Source organism: Streptomyces sp. NPDC005263, from assembly GCF_042872365.1.
Lineage (GTDB): Bacteria > Actinomycetota > Actinomycetes > Streptomycetales > Streptomycetaceae > Streptomyces.
The window spans coordinates 574520-593348 of the sequence record NZ_JBIAKJ010000004.1 but is presented as its reverse complement, the minus strand read 5'-3'; the positions used below and the strand labels follow the sequence as shown (position 1 = coordinate 593348).

General features: G+C 71.7%; 18 protein-coding genes. 12 read left to right on the top strand and 6 right to left on the bottom strand.

Annotated elements, in window-relative coordinates; genetic code table 11:
• Positions 1–14 precede the first annotated feature (14 nt).
• Together ACFYRY_RS21190 and purU are read left to right on the top strand one after the other, a co-directional pair.
• Positions 15–515 (top strand): hypothetical protein, encoded by a 501-nt coding sequence (locus ACFYRY_RS21190; protein ID WP_356777144.1) that lies wholly within the window; start codon positions 15–17, stop codon positions 513–515.
• Between the two features lie 85 nt (positions 516–600).
• Positions 601–1479, top strand: a complete 879-nt coding sequence (gene purU, locus ACFYRY_RS21185) for a formyltetrahydrofolate deformylase (protein ID WP_389147590.1) — start codon at positions 601–603, stop codon at positions 1477–1479.
• Positions 1480–1744: 265 nt separating this feature from the next.
• Here the strand turns inward: purU and ACFYRY_RS21180 are convergent, their stop codons facing one another.
• Together ACFYRY_RS21180 and ACFYRY_RS21175 are read right to left on the bottom strand one after the other, a co-directional pair.
• The gene (locus ACFYRY_RS21180; protein ID WP_389147587.1) at positions 1745–3112 is read right to left on the bottom strand and encodes a zf-HC2 domain-containing protein; all 1368 of its coding nucleotides are present in this window, start codon (positions 3110–3112) and stop codon (positions 1745–1747) included.
• Positions 3109–3690 carry a sigma-70 family RNA polymerase sigma factor gene (locus ACFYRY_RS21175; protein WP_389147584.1) on the bottom strand — a complete coding sequence of 194 codons (582 nt, stop codon included), beginning with the start codon at positions 3688–3690 and terminating at the stop codon, positions 3109–3111. The genes ACFYRY_RS21180 and ACFYRY_RS21175 overlap by 4 nt, the downstream gene beginning before the upstream one ends.
• A gap of 327 nt (positions 3691–4017) precedes the next feature.
• On the opposite strand from ACFYRY_RS21175, the gene ACFYRY_RS21170 reads away from it, so the two are divergent.
• Complete coding sequence (locus tag ACFYRY_RS21170; RefSeq protein ID WP_389147581.1) at positions 4018–4398, top strand: STAS domain-containing protein; 381 nt, start codon at positions 4018–4020, stop codon at positions 4396–4398.
• 229 nt (positions 4399–4627) lie between these two features.
• Positions 4628–5140: an EF-hand domain-containing protein gene (locus tag ACFYRY_RS21165; RefSeq protein WP_389147577.1), complete on the top strand. Its 513-nt coding sequence runs from the start codon at positions 4628–4630 to the stop codon at positions 5138–5140.
• An 82-nt stretch (positions 5141–5222) separates the two neighbouring features.
• Here ACFYRY_RS21165 and ACFYRY_RS21160 read toward each other — a convergent pair whose 3' ends face one another.
• Positions 5223–6725: a class I adenylate-forming enzyme family protein gene (locus ACFYRY_RS21160; protein ID WP_389147574.1), complete on the bottom strand. Its 1503-nt coding sequence runs from the start codon at positions 6723–6725 to the stop codon at positions 5223–5225.
• A 164-nt stretch (positions 6726–6889) separates the two neighbouring features.
• Here ACFYRY_RS21160 and ACFYRY_RS21155 point away from each other — a divergent pair, with 164 nt between their 5' ends.
• The 4 genes from ACFYRY_RS21155 (at position 6890) to ACFYRY_RS21140 (ending at position 11042) form a co-directional block, all read left to right on the top strand.
• Positions 6890–8083 (top strand): amidohydrolase family protein, encoded by a 1194-nt coding sequence (locus ACFYRY_RS21155; protein ID WP_389147571.1) that lies wholly within the window; start codon positions 6890–6892, stop codon positions 8081–8083.
• Positions 8083–9237, top strand: a complete 1155-nt coding sequence (locus ACFYRY_RS21150; RefSeq protein ID WP_389147569.1) for an acyl-CoA dehydrogenase — start codon at positions 8083–8085, stop codon at positions 9235–9237. The genes ACFYRY_RS21155 and ACFYRY_RS21150 overlap by 1 nt, the downstream gene beginning before the upstream one ends.
• Position 9238: 1 nt before the next feature.
• The gene (locus ACFYRY_RS21145; protein ID WP_389147566.1) at positions 9239–10126 is read left to right on the top strand and encodes an acyl-CoA dehydrogenase family protein; all 888 of its coding nucleotides are present in this window, start codon (positions 9239–9241) and stop codon (positions 10124–10126) included.
• A 454-nt stretch (positions 10127–10580) separates the two neighbouring features.
• Positions 10581–11042, top strand: coding sequence for an ATP-binding protein (locus ACFYRY_RS21140; RefSeq protein WP_389148390.1), 462 nt, complete (start codon positions 10581–10583; stop codon positions 11040–11042).
• A gap of 445 nt (positions 11043–11487) precedes the next feature.
• Here ACFYRY_RS21140 and ACFYRY_RS21135 read toward each other — a convergent pair whose 3' ends face one another.
• Positions 11488–12423: a cyclase family protein gene (locus ACFYRY_RS21135; RefSeq protein WP_389147563.1), complete on the bottom strand. Its 936-nt coding sequence runs from the start codon at positions 12421–12423 to the stop codon at positions 11488–11490.
• Between the two features lie 82 nt (positions 12424–12505).
• Here ACFYRY_RS21135 and ACFYRY_RS21130 point away from each other — a divergent pair, with 82 nt between their 5' ends.
• Genes ACFYRY_RS21130 through ACFYRY_RS21120 form a run of 3 tightly spaced genes read left to right on the top strand, consistent with a single transcriptional unit; the run spans position 12506 to position 15679 of the window.
• A complete protein-coding gene (locus ACFYRY_RS21130) occupies positions 12506–13417 on the top strand; it encodes an SDR family NAD(P)-dependent oxidoreductase (RefSeq protein WP_389147560.1) in 912 nt (303 codons plus the stop codon).
• Between the two features lie 49 nt (positions 13418–13466).
• Complete coding sequence (locus tag ACFYRY_RS21125) at positions 13467–14630, top strand: acyl-CoA dehydrogenase family protein (RefSeq protein WP_389147557.1); 1164 nt, start codon at positions 13467–13469, stop codon at positions 14628–14630.
• Positions 14630–15679 (top strand): Zn-dependent alcohol dehydrogenase, encoded by a 1050-nt coding sequence (locus ACFYRY_RS21120; RefSeq protein ID WP_389147554.1) that lies wholly within the window; start codon positions 14630–14632, stop codon positions 15677–15679. The genes ACFYRY_RS21125 and ACFYRY_RS21120 overlap by 1 nt, the downstream gene beginning before the upstream one ends.
• A 40-nt stretch (positions 15680–15719) precedes the next feature.
• Here the strand turns inward: ACFYRY_RS21120 and ACFYRY_RS21115 are convergent, their stop codons facing one another.
• On the bottom strand, positions 15720–16790 hold the full coding sequence (locus tag ACFYRY_RS21115; RefSeq protein ID WP_389147551.1) for a GlxA family transcriptional regulator: 1071 nt from the start codon (positions 16788–16790) through the stop codon (positions 15720–15722).
• Positions 16791–16861: 71 nt separating this feature from the next.
• Here ACFYRY_RS21115 and ACFYRY_RS21110 point away from each other — a divergent pair, with 71 nt between their 5' ends.
• Positions 16862–18190, top strand: coding sequence for an MFS transporter (locus ACFYRY_RS21110; protein ID WP_389147548.1), 1329 nt, complete (start codon positions 16862–16864; stop codon positions 18188–18190).
• On the opposite strand, the gene ACFYRY_RS21105 is transcribed toward ACFYRY_RS21110, so the two are convergent.
• Positions 18187–18795 (bottom strand): flavin reductase family protein, encoded by a 609-nt coding sequence (locus ACFYRY_RS21105; RefSeq protein WP_389148388.1) that lies wholly within the window; start codon positions 18793–18795, stop codon positions 18187–18189. The two genes, ACFYRY_RS21110 and ACFYRY_RS21105, sit on opposite strands and share 4 nt — an antisense overlap.
• Between the last annotated feature and the right edge of the window lie 34 nt (positions 18796–18829).

The window sequence follows — 18829 nt, the reverse complement described above, 5'->3', positions numbered from 1 at the left end:
GGAACGTACGATCGATGACCGTGCAAGGTTCGGAGAACTCTTCCCGTCGCGGCCGTCGCTCATCCACCATGGGTGACATGCCACAGAACGACATGCCGTGGTGGCGCTGGCGCAGCAATGTGCGCTCCGCGCTCCACATGCTCTCCGACCCGGTGTTCCAGAGAGATGTCTGGCTGGCGGGCGTGGAGGGGTACGGAGACGTCACCGACGCCGTGTACCGCCTCGTCGAGGACACCTGGCTGGACAACTGGTCCGCCGAGAAGTACGTCGGCACGATCTTCCGGGACTCCCAGGAGGCGGCGCTCGTCGACACCGCCGTCCTGCGGGTGCTGCGGATCATGCACCAGGTGGGGCCGGACGCCCCCGTCTCCGCGTACGTCGACCACCAGGGGTGGCCGGACGCGGTACGGGCGGCGCGTGACGCGCACGTACGGCTGGCGGTGGCCGACGGGGAGGACCCGGACGCGCCCCCGCGCACGCTGGAGGTGCTGCGGATACTGACGCGGTCCGCGTAGCGAGTCCGGTCTGCGTAGCGGGGGCCCGGTCTGCGTGGCGAGACGGCAGGGCGCCCCCGGCCCCGGGTATGGGACCCTGTCCGGCATGAATGAGCAGTCCGCCCGCGCCGCCGCCGCCGACCAGTACGTCCTCACCCTCTCCTGCCCCGACAAGCAGGGCATCGTGCACGCCGTGTCGAGCTACCTGTTCATGACCGGCTGCAACATCGAGGACAGTCAGCAGTTCGGCGACCACGACACGGGACTGTTCTTCATGCGCGTCCACTTCTCGGCGGACGAGCCGGTGACCGTGGACAAGCTGCGGGCGAGCTTCGCGGCGATCGGTGACGCGTTCCACATGGACTGGCAGATCCACCGGGCCGACGAGAAGATGCGCATCGTCCTGATGGTCAGCAAGTTCGGCCACTGCCTGAACGACCTGCTGTTCCGGTCACGGATAGGCGCGCTCCCGGTGGAGATCGCGGCCGTGGTGTCCAACCACACGGACTTCACCGAGCTGGTGGGCTCGTACGACATTCCCTTCCACCACATCCCGGTGACGAAGGACACCAAGCCGGAGGCCGAGGAACGGCTGCTGGAGCTGGTGCGCGAGCTGGACGTCGAGCTGGTCGTGCTCGCCCGCTACATGCAGGTCATCTCGGACGACCTGTGCAAGCAGCTCAGTGGGCGGATCATCAACATCCACCACTCCTTCCTGCCGAGCTTCAAGGGCGCGAAGCCGTACCACCAGGCGCATGCGCGGGGCGTGAAGCTGATCGGGGCGACCGCGCACTACGTCACCGCGGACCTCGACGAGGGGCCGATCATCGAGCAGGAGATCGAGCGGGTCGGGCACGATGTCACGCCGAATCAGCTGGTCGCGATCGGGCGGGACGTGGAGTGCCAGGCGCTGGCGCGGGCCGTGAAGTGGCATGCGGAGCGGCGGATTCTGCTGAACGGGCGGCGGACGGTGGTGTTCGCCTAGGGGGGCGGGGGTTCTGTTCGGGGGCGGCTGCGGGTGCTTCGTGGCTGGTCGCGCAGTTCCCCGCGCCCCTGGAGGTTGGGGCGGTGGTCCCGCGTTCATGGGGGCCGGGGGTTGTGTTCGGGGGTGGCTGCGGGTGCTTCGTGGTTGTTCGCGCAGTTCCCCGCGCCCCTTGGAGGTCGGCTCGCTATCCCACCCTTGAGGGGCGCGGGGAACTGCGCGACCAGCCACAACGCACCCGCAGCCGCCGACGAAACCTCGGCCGCCCCTACATCCGGCTCAACGACGCCGCCGCGAACAGGACGTCCCTGATCGCCTCCCGGTCCCCGACCTGCCCCGCCGCAGCTTCCGCAGGAGACACGTGGCCGGCCGCCAGGTGGCAGAACTCCACGTCGTCGAGCGCCACGTGGGCGACCTCGTGCGCGGCGGAGCCCACCGCCGCCGGGGAGTCGAGAGGGATCAGCCACTCTCCTCCGCCATGGCCCTCGATCTCCAGGCGCAGGCTGCGGCCCGGCTCGCCGGCCGATACGAGGTGGCGGCCCTGAGCCGGGGAGGCCAGCCCCGCATGGCGGCGCGCCGCCAGGACGGTCGGCAGCATCCGGGCCGCGAGGTCGATCATGCGGTTGAGGTGGCGCGGCGAGGGCGGGTCGTACGGGTAGTCCACCGCCTCGGCGATGTCCTCCGCGTGTACCCAGCACTCGAAGGCGCGGTCCAGCATCGCGTCGCGCAACGGCAGCTCGAAGTCGCCGTAGGGCACGGTCAGTTGCCTGGTACCGCCGGTGAAGGACACCCCGCGCACCAGGTCGTGGCTCTGCTCCCGCCACGGGACGCGCACCCCGCGGGTCGGCGGGAAGTGCGAGGCCCGCCAGTACGCCTCGGTCCGCGCGGCCGGTGTCGGCGCCAGCGCGTCCACCTCACCCAGCGGGTCGTCCAGGCCGAGCGCGACCGCGACCAGGCCGTCGACCGTGAGCAGGTGCGCGATGACCCCGGCGACCGTCGTACGACGGCTGGTCGCGCCCTCGCCCTCGAACCAGCGCAGCCGCACCGGCGCGTGCCACTCGGCGTCGCCGATGTCCTGGAGCAGGGCGTCGAGCCGGGCGGTCTCCGCGTCGTACGGCGTCGCCCACCGGGGCACCGGGATGCGCGGCGGGCGCCGGTCGAGGCAGCTCTCCAGGACGCGGGTACGCAGACCGGGGTCCAGGTCGAGGCTCTCCGGGCGGTGCAGCAGGCCGACCGCCTCACGCAGTCGCAGTGCCTCGTCCGCGCAGTTGCCGCAGTCGCCCAGGTGTTCCTCGACGGCCGCCGTCTCGGCCGGCGAGCAGGCGGCCAGCGCCCACGCCCCGAGCATCGACTTCAGGACGTGGTGCTCCAGGACCAGCGGGGCGGGCGGGGGCAGCAGGTCACCCAGCTCCTCCAGCGTGGGCAGGGGGCGCCCGGTGTCCTCGACGGAGGCGCGGGGCAGGGGGATGCGGGGCGGAGCGGGCTCACCGTCGCCGTGCGGGCGGCGGCCGTCGCCCGAGCCGCCCCCGGGCCGTTTGTCGTCCCCCTTGTCCCCGCCCATCCCGTCATCCCGGTCGTCCTGGTCCTCGCCGTCTTCCCCGTCGTCGTACGCCTTGAAGCGGCCGGCGTCGTTCACGCGGCACCCCCGTATCCGGGTGGCGCCCCGGGTGCGCCGGCGTCATGGGCGGTGGACAGCAGTTGCAGGCCCAGGCGGAGGCGGCGACGGGCCTCGTCCTCGGTGACGCCGAGGTCGACGGCGGTCTGGCGGTAGTCGCGGCGCTGGAAATAGGCCAGCTCCAGGGCGGCCCGCAACGGCGCCGGCATGGACTGGACGATGTAGTCGGCGCGGGCGGCGACCGAGGCGTGGCGGACCTTGCTCTCCAGTTCCTCGGTGCTGCCGTGGCCCTCCGCGGCGAGCGCGGCGGTCTCGGTGGCGCGCAGCCGCTGCACGGCGAGGCGGTGGGTCAGGGTGGCCACCCAGGTCCGCAGGGGGCCCTGCCTGGGGTCGTAGGTGTCGGGGTGTTCCCAGACATGGGCGAAGACCTCACGGGTGATGCCGTCCGCGGCGCGCTCGTTTCCGAGCACACGATGGGCGAGACCGTGCACGAGTGAAGCGAAACGGTCGTAGAGCTCGCCGAGGGCCGCCGCCTCGCCGCGCGCGAGCCGTTGCTGCATCCTGCGGTCCCAGCGGGGCGGTGCGTCCTTCTTCGCCATGCGGCCCTCTCAGCCTGCCCTTGTCCCGGCCCGTGTGCTTGTCGAAACCTGCGCCCACCTGCTCCTCGAATGTAGTCGGCACCTCTGGCGGCGCACGCCCCTTTGTCGCAATGTGCGCCCCCTGCGGAGCCAAGGGTGGTAGTGGGCGTTCGCCTACCCGTCCACGTGTCCGCCAGACACGATCGAACAGGATCGAATGTGACTAAAACAAGCCCCCTTCCCTTGCCATCTGTTTCTGGGCCCGTGTTTCAGGGAACGGCCGCTGGGCAGCCGCGCTGCAAGGAAGCGTAGGGAAGGCTTCCGTTTGCTTTCCGGCGAACGAAGGGAATGGTGGTGGCGTTCAATGTGACCGGCAACGGGCAGGGCGAGTGGGCCGTGCTCGAAGTGTCGGGCGAGCTGGACCTGGTGACGTCGCCGGTCCTGCGTCAGCGGGTGCACGACGAGGTGGCCGAGGGCCGCCACAGTCTCGTACTCGACCTCTCCGATGTGTTCTTCTGTGATTCCAGCGGCGTCGGCGTGCTCATCGCCTCCCGCCGCCTCATGAGTTCCTGCCAGGGCCGACTGCGTCTGATCCTCCCGGCCCAGGGCGCCGAGGACGGCTCCCACGTCAACCGGGTACTGGGCGCCCTGGGCGTCCGCCGACTGTTCGACGTCCACCCGGACGTGGCGTCGGCCGTGCGGGAGGACGCGGATCCGCTGTCCGCGTGAGCGGCGCGGGAACCGACACGGACCGGTACCCGGTCCGACGCGTACGGCACCGGAGTCGGCGCGAGCAGCACCCCGTGCGTCCGGTTCCGGGCGAGGTGAGTGCCACACCGTTGTCCCGAAATCCCCTCGGTCTTGGCACAAGCGTCACTTTCGCGCGCCCGGAGAGGCCTTCCCGTCGTACGCTCCGTGGCAGATGCACCCGATGTGATGTGAGGCGGTCCGAACAGACATGGTCAGCAGCGAGTACGAGCGCAGGATCGCCGCCCGCTTCGCCACCTTCGACCAGGACGGCAACGGCTATATCGACCGTGCCGACTTCAACGTGGCGGCCAAGTCCCTGCTCGCGGAGTTCGGCACCGCCGCCCGTTCCGACAAGGGGCAGTCCCTGTACATCGGCGCCGAGGCGTTCTGGCAGGGCATGGCCGGCATCGCGGACCGGGACGGCGATCAGCGCATCACCCGGGAGGAGTTCGTGAACGGCGCGGTCAAGCGCCTGCGCGACAATCCGGAGCGGTTCGCCGAGATCGCCCGCCCGTTCCTGCACGCGGCCCTCGCCGTGGCGGACGCCGACGCGGACGGCCGGGCCACCGTCGAGGACACCGTGCGGGTGCTGAAGGCGCTCGGCGCGAGCGAGGAGGCCGCCCGCACGGCAGCCGCCGCCCTCGACACGGACGCCGACGGCAAGGTCGCCGAGACGGAGATCGTGACGGCCTTCGCCCGCTACTTCACCGTCCCCGAATGAACCCGCCCGCGCACCGGCCTCTCCGGGAACGCCAGGCACCCTGACCGGACCCGTCCCCAGGGCCTGTCGTTCGGATCAGGCCCTACGCCCCCGCATACCGCTCCCGCAGCTTGTACTTGAGCACCTTCCGCAGCGTCTCGCCGCGCGGCAGGGCGTCCACCACCTCCACCTGCTCCGGCAGCTTGTGCGTCGACAGCCCTTCCGCGCGGAGGTACGCCGTCACCGCCTCCAGGGTCGGCCCCTGGGCCCCCGGCACCCGCTCCACCACCGCGCACACCCGCTCCCCGCGCTCCGCGTCCGGCAGCCCGACCACGGCCACGTCCCCGACGGCGGGGTGCGCGTGCAGCAGGTCCTCGATCTCCTTCGCCGAGATGTTCTCGCCCTTGCGGATGATCACGTCCTTCAGCCGCCCGGTCAGCACCAGGTGCCCGCTGTCGGTGACATGCCCGAGGTCCCCGGTGCGCAGGAACCCGTCCGCGTCGAACGCCTCCGCCGTCTGCGCCGGATCCAGGTACCCCTGGCAGACGGCCTCCCCCCGCAGCCGTACCTCCCCGTCCACGATCCTTATCTCCATGCCCTCGGGCGGTCGCCCCTCCGTCGTGGCCAGGTTCTCAGGGGTGTCGTCGGGCGACCCCATCGTGATCATCGGCACCTCGGTCATGCCGTACCCGTGGGTCAGCTGCACGCCCATCTCCCGTACGACGGAGTAGTAGACCTCCGGCGGCTTGGGCGCCCCGCCGCCCGCGAGCAGCCGTAACGACGGAATGACCGGCACCCCGGGCTGCTTCCGCTGCTCGGCGAGGAACATCGAGTAGAACGCCGTCGACCCGCCGGCCACCGTCACCCCGTGCCCGCGGTACCCCGCCAGCGCGTCCGGCAGCGCGAACTGCTCGAACATCACCGCGGGGAAGCCGTACAGCAGCAGCATCACCGTGTAGTCGGGGCCCGCGATGTGCGCGTAGGGGAAGGCCATCGAGCCCACGTCGGCCGCGGACAGACCCAGCGCGTGGGCGAGGCACGATCCGCCCGCGATCAGCGAACGGTCCGTGTGCAGGACGCCCTTGGGGGCGGAGGTGGTCCCGGAGGTCCAGTAGATCCAGCGCACCGAGGTGCCCTCGGAGGGCGGGGCGGGGAGGACGGCCGGGTCGCCCTCGGGCAGCTCGTCGTACGCCTCGAAGACGCCCTTCGCGCCCAGCCGACGCGCCATCGCCGTGTGGTCGAAACCGCGCCACTCGCCCGGCACCGCGAAGAACTCCGCCTTCGACTCGCGCAGCGCGAACCCGACCTCGCGGTCCCGGTAGAACGGGATGACCGGGCTCTGTACGGCGCCCAGGCGGGCCAGCGCGAAGGACAGCACGGCCGTCTCGATCCGGGTGGGCAGCTGCCAGGCCACGACCGTGCCGGGCCGAACGCCCATGTCGTACAGCCCCGCCGCGACCCGCTCGGCCCGATCGCGCAGCCCGCCGAAGCTCAGGGAGCGGCTGTCCTGGAGGAGCAGGGGCCGGTCGGGGGTGAGGTCGGCGCGGCGGGCGAGCAGGTCCCAGAGGGTGCGGGAGGTGCTGAGCGCGTGGGCGGTGTCGGTCACGGCGGCCCCCTGTGTAGCTGACGGGTAGTCAGATGCTGCGCAGAGCGTAGGGCTCGGCGCCTTGTCGGTCCAGGGGTGCGCGACTAGCCTGCTGGGCAAGTCAAATCTGACGAACCGTCAGATCGCTGCGTGTCGGCAACCGTGTGTCAGGCGGAGGGGACCCCATGACCGAACTGCCCCGCATCATCAGCGTCGACGACCATGTCATCGAGCCCGCGCACCTCTTCGAGACCTGGCTGCCCAAGAAGTACCGGGACCGCGGCCCCAAGGCCCTCACCGCCGGCATCGGTGAACTCGCCTACGTCGGCGGCAAGTACCAGATCACCATGGACCCGGACGGCCAGCCGACCGACTGGTGGATCTACGAGGACCTGAAGTTCCCGTACAAGCGCAACATCGCCGCCGTCGGCTTCGACCGGGACGAGATGACCCTGGAGGGGATCACCCGCCAGGAGATGCGGCGGGGCTGCTGGGATCCCGTCGCGCGGCTCGCGGACATGGACCTCAACCACGTCGAGGCGTCCCTGTGCTTCCCCTCCTTCCCCCGCTTCTGCGGCCAGACCTTCGCCGAGGCGCACGACAAGGAGGTCGCACTGGCCTGCGTGCGGGCCTACAACGACTGGATGGTCGAGGAGTGGTGCGGGGACAGCGGCGGCCGGCTGATCCCGCTGTGCCTGATACCGCTGTGGGACATCGACCTCGCGGTCGAGGAGATCCGGCGCAACGCGGCCCGCGGGGTACGGGCCGTGACCTTCTCCGAGATCCCCACCCACCTGGGGCTGCCGTCCATCCACTCCGGCTACTGGGACCCGTTCTTCGCGGTCTGCCAGGAGACCGGCACGGTCGTCAACATGCACATCGGCAGCAGCTCCCAGATGCCTGCCGCCTCGCCCGACGCGCCGCCCGCCGTGCAGGCCGCCCTCAGCTTCAACAACGCGATGGCCTCGATGATGGACTTCCTCTTCAGCGGCGTGCTGGTGAGGTTCCCGCGCCTCAAACTCGCGTACTCCGAAGGGCAGATGGGCTGGATCCCGTACGCCCTGGAACGCGCCGACGACGTCTGGGAGGAGCACCGCGCGTGGGGCGGCGTCCGCGGCACGATCCCCGAGCCGCCGTCGACGTACTACTACCGGCAGATGTTCTGTTGCTTCTTCCGCGACAAGCACGGGGTCGCCTCGCTGGACGTCGTCGGCCGGGACAACGCGACCTTCGAGACCGACTACCCGCACGTCGACTCGACCTTCCCGCACACCAAGGAGGTCGCCCTCGACCATGTGAAGGGCCTCGACGACGAGACGGTGTACAAGCTGATGCGGGGCAACGCCATCCGCATGCTGGGCCTCGACCTGGACCGCTAGTGGACCTCACCGACACACCCGAGGAGCAGGAGTTCCGGGCGCGCCTGCGGGAGTGGCTGGCCACAGCGCTGCCCACGCTGGCGCCGAAGCCGTCCCCGGACGACTGGCCGGCCCGCCGCGCCCATGACCTCGGCTGGCAGCGGATGCTGTACGACGCCGGGTACGCGGGGCTGCACTGGCCCGCCGACGCGGGCGGGCGGGGCGCCGGCCCCACCCAGCACCTGATCTTCCTGGAGGAGACGGAGAAGGCGGGGGCGCCCTACGTGGGCGCGAACTTCGTCGGGCTGCTGCACGCCGGGCCGACCATCGCCGCCGAGGGGACGGCCGGACAGCGGGCGCGCTGGCTGCCGCCGATCCTGCGCGGCGAGGAGGTGTGGTGCCAGGGCTTCAGCGAACCGGACGCCGGATCCGACCTCGCGGCCCTGCGCACCCGCGCCCGGCGGGACGGCGACGACTACGTGGTGAGCGGGTCCAAGATCTGGACCTCGCACGCCGAAGTGGCCGACTGGTGCGAACTGTTGGTGCGGACCGATCCGACCGCCGCGAAACACCGGGGCATCACCTGGCTCGCCATGCCGATGGACGCGCCCGGCATCACCGTACGGCCGCTGCGGACCCTCGCCGGGTCGGCCGAGTTCGCCGAGGTGTTCCTCGACGAGGTCCGCGTCCCGGTCGCCAACCGGGTGGGCGAGGAGAACGACGGCTGGCGCGTGACCATGGTGACCCTGGCCTTCGAGCGCGGCACGGCGTTCGCCGGTGAGGTCGTGGCCTGCCGGCGCGTCCTCGGCGAACTCGCCCGGGAGACGCGGCGCACCGGCCGCTGGGACGACCCGGTGCTGCGGCGGCGCCTCGGGCGGCTGAACGCCGAGTTCCGCGCGCTGTGGCGGCTGACCCAGTGGAACGTGAGCGAGGCGGAGGCGTCCGGCCAGGTACCCGGCGCCGCGGGCTCGGTCTTCAAACTGAGGTACTCGCACGCGCGTCAGGAGCTGTACGACGCCGCCGCCGACGTCCTGGGCGACGCGGCACTCGACCTCGACCGGCCCTGGGTCCTCGACCGTCTCTCCTCGCTCTCGTACACCATCGCGGCCGGTACCTCGCAGATCCAGCACAACATCGTGGCCGAACGGCTCCTGGGCCTGCCGAAGGGGCGCTGACGTGCGTTTTCAACTGTCCGAGGACCAGCGCGCCTTACGGGCGGGCGTACGGGAACTGCTGGCGCGGCGCTTCGACGCCGAGGCTCTGCGCGCCGCCGTGGACCGTCAGGGGCTCGACCGTGCGCTGTGGCGGGAGTTGGGGGAGGCCGGGTTCTTCGCGCTACGGCTGCCCGAGGCGGACGGCGGGGTGGGGCTCGGGCTTCCCGAGGCGGTACTCGCGTTCGAGGAGGCGGGTCGCGCCCTGCTGCCCGGGCCGCTGATCGCCACCCACCTCGCGGCGGGCACCGTACCGGGGGCGGCGACCGGCGAGACGGTCGTGGCGGACATCGACGGCGGCCTGGTGGAGTGGCTGGCGGAGGCGGACGTCGTGCGCGGGGGCGGGACCCCGCTGCCGCGGACGGAGGAGGCCGTGCCCCTGAGGTCGGTGGACCCGTTGACGCCGCTGCACCGGTGGGCCGGAGAGCCGACGTGGTCGCCGGACCCCGTCGCGGTCCTCCTCACGGCCGCAGAGCAGCTCGGCACGGCCACACGGGTGTGCGAGCTGGCCGTGCAACACGCGCGGACCCGTGAGCAGTTCGGCCGGCCGATCGGCGCCTTCCAGGCGATCAAGCATCTGTGCGCCGCCATGCTGGTACGGGCGGAGACGGCCCGCGCGGCCGTGTACGCCGCCGCCGTCACCTCCGCCCCCGTCGACATCGCGGCCGCCCGGCTGCTGGCCGACGAAGCGGCGCTGCGTAGCACGCGGGACTGCCTGCAAGTGCACGGCGGCATGGGGTTCACCTGGGAGAGCGAGGTGCACCTGCATCTCAAGCGGGCCTGGGTGCGGGCACAACGTGGCGGAACCGACACGGAGAGTGAGGAAACCCTCGCCGCCGACCTCCTGGGCTGACGGCCGCGAAGGGTCGCTGGGCTGGGACGACGCCGGAACGCCCGGAGCGGATGTCACGGACCGTGGCACACCGGGATCACGGAGCGTTGATATCGGGTTGTGTCCTACGCGTGACTCGTGGGTCCCGGAGACGGCCGCGCACTCCGGTACCTTGTGTGAAATGCGAGTGGCCCCGAGCACCAACCATGCCGGTGTTACCCCTGTTTGTTCGAGCCCTGGAGACGAGCGTCGCACAGTATGCCGCACGGGTACTCCTTCCCACTGGAATATGCCCGAAGCGCTTGTTGGCGTGACTGTAGGTCAACCATGCTGTCTCACAAGGGAGTCACGTTCGGTGACCCTGACTCCTGCCGTTGTTCTGGTCATGCAAAAAATGGCTACGATCGTGGCCCTCGTGAGGCGCGCGGTGATGTGTCCGCCGGTTCGGATGGTGTGAGCAGTGCAGGTGCTTCAAGTGCAGCTGGAGATCCGGCCCGACCCCGCGGAGGTGGCGCGGGCCCGCAGCTGGGCCCGCTCCCGCCTGGCCGGGTCGGGGATAGCGGCGGACGAGTCGCTCGCCGAGACCCTGATCCTGCTCGTGTCCGAGCTGGTCACCAACGCCGTGGTGCACACCGGCTGCCCGGCGGTGCTGCGCCTCTCGCTGCCGCTCGCGGCGGCCGAGCGGGCCACGGTCCGCCTCGAGGTGGCCGACCGCAGCGACCGCGCCCCGGTGCCACGCTGTGCGGACGGCGACGAGACCGGTGGCCGGGGCCTCGCCCTCGTGGACGGGCTCGCCGACCGCTGGGGCTGGCTCCCCGAGGGGGCGGGCAAGCGCATCTGGTGCGAGCTCGACCGGTACGCGCAGTCCCGGTCCGCGGCGACGACCTGCGGCAGTGACGCGTCGGCGTACGAGGGGCTGGCGTACGAGGCGGTGTGAGCGGTCTGCCGCGGGACGCGCGGTGGTTCGTGGCCGCGGATGTGCGGGGGCCCGCGGCCGCGGGGCGTCCGGCGGGGTGAGGTCGTGGAATGGGCGGTGCACGGACGCAGAATGCGCTGCTGTCCTTGATCGGCGCTGCATCCGTGCGCCGGGATGTGCTTCTGTGCGCGCCCACGGCAAACAGTACATACGTGATAAATCCCCGAACGGGTGTTGACGCCACGTGTCCGTTTGATCACGCTTGTGGTCAGCGATTCGCCGCGAGGGGACGCCGAGGGCTCCGGTGACGGGGGCCCTCGACGAGTGTGGGTCGTGATTCGGCGTCGGTTCCCTCAGGGCCGGGAGAACCGGGGCGGGTACGCCGGAGGCGGATGGCGGTGCGCGATGCCGTGCTCGGGGCGGGTGTCGCGCACCGCCACCCGACGGTCGGGCGGGCCGGCGGTCCTCACAGGATCGCGACGGGCGCCACCGGGGTCCCCGTCGCGCCGACGAAGGGCTCGGGCATCGCCGAGAGCAGGAACGAGTACCGGCCCTCTTGTCCACAGACTGTGGACAACTCTTCGAGATTCCAGTTCTGGCCCTGCAGCATCCCCATCTCCACCAGGTCGAGCGCGTGCACGGGCAGCCACAGATCCTCGATCTCGGGCGGGAACACCTCGAAGGTGAGGGTGTCGTTCGCGACCGCGGCGACATCGCGTGCGTGGAACCACTCGGGCGTACGGATCGACAGGCCCGGGGACGGATAGCCGTACGCCTCCCGACCGCCCGTCAGGTACACCTGCACCTGCCCGGTCCGCACCAGCACGATGTCACCCGCACGCACCCGCGTACCGGCGAGTTCCTCGGCGGCGTCGAGATCCTCGGGGGTGACGGCGTGCGCACCGTCCAGGCGGTCCCTGCCGTGTGCCCGGGCCACGTCGAGCAGCACCCCGCGCGAGACGATGTGCCGTGCCTTGTCGATCCCGCTGAACTCGGCCCCGCCGTGCGCGGTGATGGTGCCGGCCGGGCGGCCGTTGTAGAGGCGGCCCGAGTGCGAGACATGGGTGAGCGCGTCCCAGTGGGTGGCCGCCTGGAGTCCCATGGTCACCGCGTCGTCGCTGCACGCCACCGTTCCCGGACCGAAGATCTCCTGGTTGATCTGCACCATGGCGTGCAGTGGGTTGACCCGGCCGGGGATCAGTCCGGTCTGTACGCCGTCGTGTCGCAGGGGCAGCGCGAGAGGGACCCGGTGGCCCGTGCGGACCTCGGCCGCCGCCCGGCGTACCACCTCGTCGGTGATCAGGTTGAGGGTGCCCCTCTCGTCGTCCGGACCCCAACGGCCCCAGTTGTTCACGCGCTTGGCGATGTCGTGGAACGCGGGATGGAGCGCGGGCTGTGACATCCGTCCTCCCCGGGGCTTGTCTCCGGTCGGCCTGCCGGTGAAAAATCTAACGGACCGTCAGAAACCGCGGGAAGGGGCCGGCATGGGGAACTTCTTGGCAGGCAAGGTGGTCGCCGTGACCGGCGCCGGACGGGGGATCGGCCGGGCGGTGGCGCTGGCCGCGGCGGCCGAGGGCGCGCGGGTCGTCGTCAACGACTACGGCGTCGCCATGGACGGCGCCTCGCCGACCAGCGAGGTCGCCCAGTCCGTGGTCAAGGAGATCGAGGCGGCGGGCGGCGAGGCGGTCGCCGTGGCCGACGACATCTCCACGATGGCCGGCGGGCAGCGGGTGGTCGACGTGGCGCTGGCCTCCTACGGACGGATCGACGGGGTCGTGTGTGTCGCCGGGATCCTGCGCGAGCGGATGCTGTTCAACATGGCCGAGGAGGAGTGGGACCCCGTCCTGGCGACCCACCTCAAGGGCACGTTCACCCTGTTCCGGGCGGCCTCGGCGGTGATGCGGCGGCAGAAGTCGGGCACCCTCATCGGCTTCACCAGCGGGAACCACCAGGGCTCGGTGGCGCAGGCCAACTACAGCGCGGCGAAGGGCGGGATCATCTCGCTGGTACGCAGCGCCGCCCTGGGGCTGCACAAGTACGGGGTGACCGCCAACGCGGTGGCCCCGGTGGCCCGTACCCGGATGTCGGCGAACGTCCCCATGGAACTCACGGAGATCGGCGAACCCGAGGACGTCGCCGCGATGGTGGTCTACCTGCTGTCGGACAAGGCGCGGGAACAGGGGATCACCGGCCAGGTGTACACGATCGCCGGACCCAAGATCGCGGTCTGGGCCCAGCCGAGAGAGCTGCGGGCGGCGTACGCGGACGGCTCCTGGACGCCGCAACGGATCGCGGACTTCCTGCCGGGGACGGTGGGCGTGGACCCGATGCCGCTGCTGGAGCGGGTGGCGGGGATGGAGCGGGCGGCGCGGGAGGGCGACCGACCGAACGCGTAGCCATCCCCCGCCCGCATCAGTCCCAGCGACCTCCCAGGAAGGCGTATCCATGGACTTCGCATTCACCTCGCAGGACGATGCGTTCCGCGCCGAGGCGAGGGGGTGGCTCGCCGCCCACGCTGACGGCACGCAGGACCGCCGTACCTGGGAACGCGTCCTCGGCAAAGCCGGCTGGATAGGGCTCGGCTGGTCCCAGGAGGGCTACGGCAACCGCACCGCCACCCTCACCCAACAGGTCGCCTGGGCGGAGGAGTACGCCCGCTCGCCCGCGCCCCCTCGTTCCGGACACATCGGCGAGAACCTCCTCGCCCCCACCCTCCTCGCCCACGGCACCGAGGAGCAGAAGGCCCGCTTCCTGCCCCCGATCGCCGCGGGCGACGAACTCTGGTGCCAGGGCTACAGCGAACCCGGCGCCGGTTCGGACCTGGCCGGGGTGCGCACCGCGGCCGTCCGCGAACCGGACGGGACCCACTACCGGATCACCGGCCAGAAGATCTGGACCTCGCTCGCGCACGAGGCCGACTGGTGCTTCGTGCTCGCCCGTACCGAGCCCGGCTCCCGGCGCCACCACGGGCTGACGTTCCTGCTCGTGCCCATGGACCAGCCGGGCCGCGTCGAGGTCCGGCCGATCCGGCAGCTGACCGGCACGAGCGAGTTCAACGAGGTGTTCTTCGACGGGGCACGCGCGCGGGCGGAGCATGTCGTCGGCGCGGAGGGTGAGGGCTGGCGGGTCGCGATGGGACTGCTCGGCTTCGAACGCGGGGTGTCGACCCTCGCCCAACAGATCGGCTTCGCACAGGAGTTGGACAAGGTCGTCCGGACGACGGTGGCCACCGGCACGGTGCACGACCCCGTCGTACGGGAGCAACTGGTGCGACAGTGGGCCGAGTTGCGCGTGATGCGCTGGAACGCCCTGCGCACCCTGGGTGGTTCGGCCGACGCGGGCGCGTCCAGCGTGGCCAAGCTGCTGTGGGCCGGCTGGCATCAGCGGCTGGGGGAGCTGGCGATGCGGGTGCGGGGCGCGGCGGCCGCCGTGGGTCCGGTGGAGTGGTCGGCGGCGGCGCCGTACGAACTCGACGCGTCGCAGCACCTGTTCCTGTTCTCCCGGGCCGACACGATCTACGGCGGCTCGGACCAGATCCAGCGCACGATCATCGCCGAGCGGGTGCTCGGCCTGCCGCGGGAACCCAGGGGCCGACAGGGGGCTGTGTGATGCGAGGCGTGGTGTTCGACGGGAAGCGGGTCGAGGTCGTCGACGATCTCGTCGTACGGGATCCGGGGCCGGGTGAGGTGCAGGTGGCCGTCTCGGCGGCGGGGCTGTGTCACAGCGACCTGTCCGTGGTGGACGGGACCATACCGTTCCCCCTTCCTGTGGTGCTCGGCCATGAGGGGGCGGGCGTGGTGACGGCGGTGGGCGCCGGGGTCACCCATGTGCGCCCCGGCGATCACGTGGCCCTGTCCACGCTCGCCAACTGCGGTACCTGCGCGGAGTGCGACCGGGGACGGCCGACGATGTGCCGGCAGGCGATCGGGCGGCCGGGGCAGCCGTTCGCGCGGGACGGGCAGCCGGTGTTCCAGTTCGCCGCCAACTCCGCCTTCGCGGAACGGACCGTGGTGAAGGCCGTGCAGGCGGTCCGGATCCCCGAGGACCTTCCGATGCCGTCCGCCGCGCTGATCGGGTGCGGGGTGCTGACCGGCGTCGGCGCCGTGCTCAACCGGGCGAAGGTGGACCGCGGGGACAGTGTGCTGGTGATCGGCACGGGCGGGGTCGGGCTGAACGTCCTGCAAGGAGCGCGGGTCGCGGGCGCGCTGCGGATCGTCGCCGTGGACGCCAACCCGGCGAAGGAGGAGATGGCCCGGCGGTTCGGCGCGACACACTTCCTGACCTCCACGGACGAGGTGCGGGAGGTGCTGCCGACGGGCGCCGACCACGCCTTCGAGTGCGTGGGCCGGATCGAGTTGATCCGGGCGGCGATCGACTCGCTGGACCGGCACGGGCAGGCGATCCTGCTCGGTGTCCCGCCGGCCACGGCTCAGGCGTCCTTCCTCGTCTCCTCGCTGTACCTGGACAAGTCGATCCTGGGCTGCCGCTACGGATCCTCCCGTCCGCAGCGCGACATCGCCCTGTACGCCGAGCTGTACCGGGAGGGCCGGCTGCTCCTCGACGAACTGGTGACCAGGACGTATCCGGTCGAGGACTTCGAGAAGGCGGTGGCGGACGCGGAGGCGGGACGGGTGGCACGCGGGGTGCTGACGTTCTGACGCGAGGGGTCCCTCAGGGCGGGCGCGGTACCGGAGCCGTTCAGCGCAGGGCGCTGCTCACGTCCCCGGCGGATCCGTCGACGTCGGACGCGGCACCACCGGCTCCGTCGACGCCGGACCGGAAGGTGCGGCGGTACGCGGTCGGGGTGACCCCGAGAGCCGTCTGCAGGTGTTGCCGCATCGACTGGGCCGTGCCGAAGCCGCAGTCGCGGGCCACCAGGTCGACGGACAGGTCGGTGGACTCCAGGAGGTGCCGGGCCCGCTCCACCCGCTGCTGGGTGAGCCACTGGCCGGGGCTGACGCCGACCTCCTCGCGGAAACGGCGGGTGAAGGTGCGGACCGACATGGCCTCCTGCTCGGCCATGTCCCGCAGCTGGACCGGCTCGTGCAGGCGGCCCAGCGCCCAGGCGCGGGCGGTCCTCGTGGACGCCAGCTGCGGATCGGGCACGGGCCGCTGGATGTACTGCGCCTGCCCGCCGTCCCGGTGCGGCGGTACGACCGTACGGCGGGCCACGTCGTTGGCGACCGCCGTGCCGTGGTCGCGGCGCACCATGTGCAGGCACAGGTCGATCCCGGCCGCCACGCCCGCCGACGTCAGGACGTCGCCGTCGTCGACGAACAGGACGTCCGCGTCGACCTCGATCCGCGGGAACAACCGCTGGAAGTGCTCCGCGTGGGACCAGTGCGTGGCGGCCCGGCGGCCGTCCAGGCGGCCGGCGGCGGCCAGGACGTATCCGCCGGTGCAGATGGCCGCGAGCCGGGTGCCGGGCCGGATGTGGTCGAGGGCGGCGGCCAGTTCGTCGGTCAGCACGCCCTCGTCGAACACCGGACCGAGTTCGTACGACGCCGGGATGACGACCGTGCCGGCGGTGGCGAGGGCCTCAGGTCCGTGCGCGACCTGGACGGCGAAGTCGGCGTCGGTCTCCACCCGGCCCGGTGGACGGATCGAGCAGGTGACGATCTCGTACAGCGGCCGGCGTTCGGTGTCCCTGGGGGAGCCGAAGATGCGGTGCGGGATGCCCAGCTCGAAGGGGAGCAGGCCGTCCAGGGCGAGGACGACGACGCGGTGGGGGCGGAACTCCGGCTCACGACGCTCACGACTGGAGGGCATGGCCCGATCCTAACGAATGCTGTCCTCCGGGCCACTCGTTTGCGGCCGTTCCGGGATGGAAGCTCTCTTTCGTGACCCACACAACCGAGGCCGCAGCCGCCGCAGAGACCACCCCGCCGGTCAGAAAGCCCCGCATCCATCGCGCGTGGTTCGTCGCCGCCGTCACCTTCGTGACGATCATCGGCGCCGCCGCCTTCCGTTCGCTCCCCGGCCTGCTCATCGATCCGCTGCACGCGGAGTACGGCTGGTCGCGGGGCACCATCGGCGCCGCGGTCTCGGTCAACCTCGCGCTGTACGGGCTGACCGCTCCCTTCGCCGCCGCGCTCATGGACCGCTTCGGCATCCGGCGGGTGGTCGCGGTCGCGCTGACCGTGATCGCGCTCGGCTCGGGCCTGACGGTGTGGATGACGGCGGCCTGGCAACTGATGCTGTGCTGGGGCCTGTTGGTGGGCCTGGGCTCCGGTTCGATGGCGCTGGCCTTCGCCGCGACGGTCACCAACCGCTGGTTCGCCGAGCGGCGCGGACTGGTCACCGGCATCCTCACCGCCGCCTCGGCCTCGGGCCAGCTGATCTTCCTGCCGGTGCTGTCCTGGATGGTGGAGACCCACGACTGGCGCCCGGCGGCCGTGACGGTGGCCCTGGCCGCCCTCGCGGTCGTCCCCTTCGTCTGGCTGCTGCTGCGCGACCACCCGGCCGACGTGGGCCAGAAGCCGTACGGCGCCGAGGAGTTCGTACCGAAGCCCGCGCCGGTCCCGGGCGCCGCCCGGCGCGCGGTCAGCGTGCTCTTCAAGGCCGCCCGGACCGGCCCGTTCTGGCTGCTGGCCGGTACCTTCGCGATCTGCGGCGCCTCCACCAACGGACTGATCCAGACCCACTTCGTGCCCGCCGCCCACGACGCGGGCATGCCCGCCACGACAGCGGCCTCACTGCTCGCGGTGATCGGCGTGTTCGACGTCGTCGGCACGATCGCCTCGGGCTGGTTCACCGACCGCTTCGACGCGCGTCGGCTGCTGGCGGTGTACTACGCGCTGCGCGGCATCTCCCTGCTGTTCCTGCCGATGCTGCTGGTGACGTCCCGGGTCCATCCGCCGATGCTGTTCTTCATCGTCTTCTACGGCCTCGACTGGGTCGCCACCGTCCCGCCCACCGTGGCGCTGTGCCGGGAGCACTACGGCGAGGACAGCGCGATCGTCTTCGGCTGGGTCCTGGCCTCCCACCAGGTCGGCGCCGCGCTGGTGGCCTTCCTCGGGGGTGTCGCGCGGGACGTCTTCGGCACGTACGACATGGTCTGGTACGCGTCGGGCGCGCTGTGCGCGGTGGCGACGCTGATGGCGCTGGTGATCCGGCGCGGGCCGACGGCCACGGCGGTGCCGGTGCGGGACCTCGCGGGCACCGCCTAGAGGAAGTGCCCCTTGTGGAACAGAAGGGGCGCCGCGTCCTCGTCGTCGCCCGTGCCCAGCGCGTCGACCCGGCCCACGACGATGAGGTGATCGCCCCCGGTGTGCACCGCGTGGATCGTGCAGTCGATCCACGCGAGCGTGCCGGTGAGGCGGGGGGAGCCGGAGGCGGGGGCCGGCGTGTGCTCGACACCCGCGAACTTGTCCGCGCCGCGCACCGCGAACGCGCGGCACAACTCGCCCTGTCCGGCGCTCAGGACGTTCACACAGAAGACCCCGGCCCGTGCGATGCGCGGCCATGTCGTCGATGTGCGGCCGACCATGAAGGCGATCAGGGGCGGATCGAGGGAGAGGGAGGAGAAGGACTGGCAGGCGAAACCGGCGGGGGAGCCGTCGGGCTCGGTCGCGGGTGCGGTGACGACGGTCACGCCCGTCGCGAAGGCGCCCAGTACGCGACGGAACTCGGTCGGGTCGACGGGCGCGCGTTCGTTCTCCCCGACGCACCGCAGCTCCGGCCGCGGCAGCGCCTCGACGGGGCGCGTGAGCGGCGCGGCGGCGGCCGACCTGAGGTAACGGACGGCGGCTTCGGCCATCCCTGCTTGTCCCATCATGCCTCCCATTGAAGCTGACGGTATGTCAGAT

Bases quoted from the DNA above. Each gene is read 5' to 3' on its own strand.
- ACFYRY_RS21190 (WP_356777144.1), top strand. From the start codon at position 15: ATGACCGTGCAAGGTTCGGAGAACTCTTCCCGTCGCGGCCGTCGCTCA.
- purU (WP_389147590.1), top strand. From the start codon at position 601: ATGAATGAGCAGTCCGCCCGCGCCGCCGCCGCCGACCAGTACGTCCTC.
- ACFYRY_RS21175 (WP_389147584.1), bottom strand. From the start codon at position 3,690: ATGGCGAAGAAGGACGCACCGCCCCGCTGGGACCGCAGGATGCAGCAA.
- ACFYRY_RS21170 (WP_389147581.1), top strand. From the start codon at position 4,018: ATGGTGGTGGCGTTCAATGTGACCGGCAACGGGCAGGGCGAGTGGGCC.
- ACFYRY_RS21165 (WP_389147577.1), top strand. From the start codon at position 4,628: ATGGTCAGCAGCGAGTACGAGCGCAGGATCGCCGCCCGCTTCGCCACC.
- ACFYRY_RS21155 (WP_389147571.1), top strand. From the start codon at position 6,890: ATGACCGAACTGCCCCGCATCATCAGCGTCGACGACCATGTCATCGAG.
- ACFYRY_RS21135 (WP_389147563.1), bottom strand. From the start codon at position 12,423: ATGTCACAGCCCGCGCTCCATCCCGCGTTCCACGACATCGCCAAGCGC.
- ACFYRY_RS21130 (WP_389147560.1), top strand. From the start codon at position 12,506: ATGGGGAACTTCTTGGCAGGCAAGGTGGTCGCCGTGACCGGCGCCGGA.
- ACFYRY_RS21125 (WP_389147557.1), top strand. From the start codon at position 13,467: ATGGACTTCGCATTCACCTCGCAGGACGATGCGTTCCGCGCCGAGGCG.
- ACFYRY_RS21120 (WP_389147554.1), top strand. From the start codon at position 14,630: ATGCGAGGCGTGGTGTTCGACGGGAAGCGGGTCGAGGTCGTCGACGAT.
- ACFYRY_RS21115 (WP_389147551.1), bottom strand. From the start codon at position 16,790: ATGCCCTCCAGTCGTGAGCGTCGTGAGCCGGAGTTCCGCCCCCACCGC.
- ACFYRY_RS21105 (WP_389148388.1), bottom strand. From the start codon at position 18,795: ATGGGACAAGCAGGGATGGCCGAAGCCGCCGTCCGTTACCTCAGGTCG.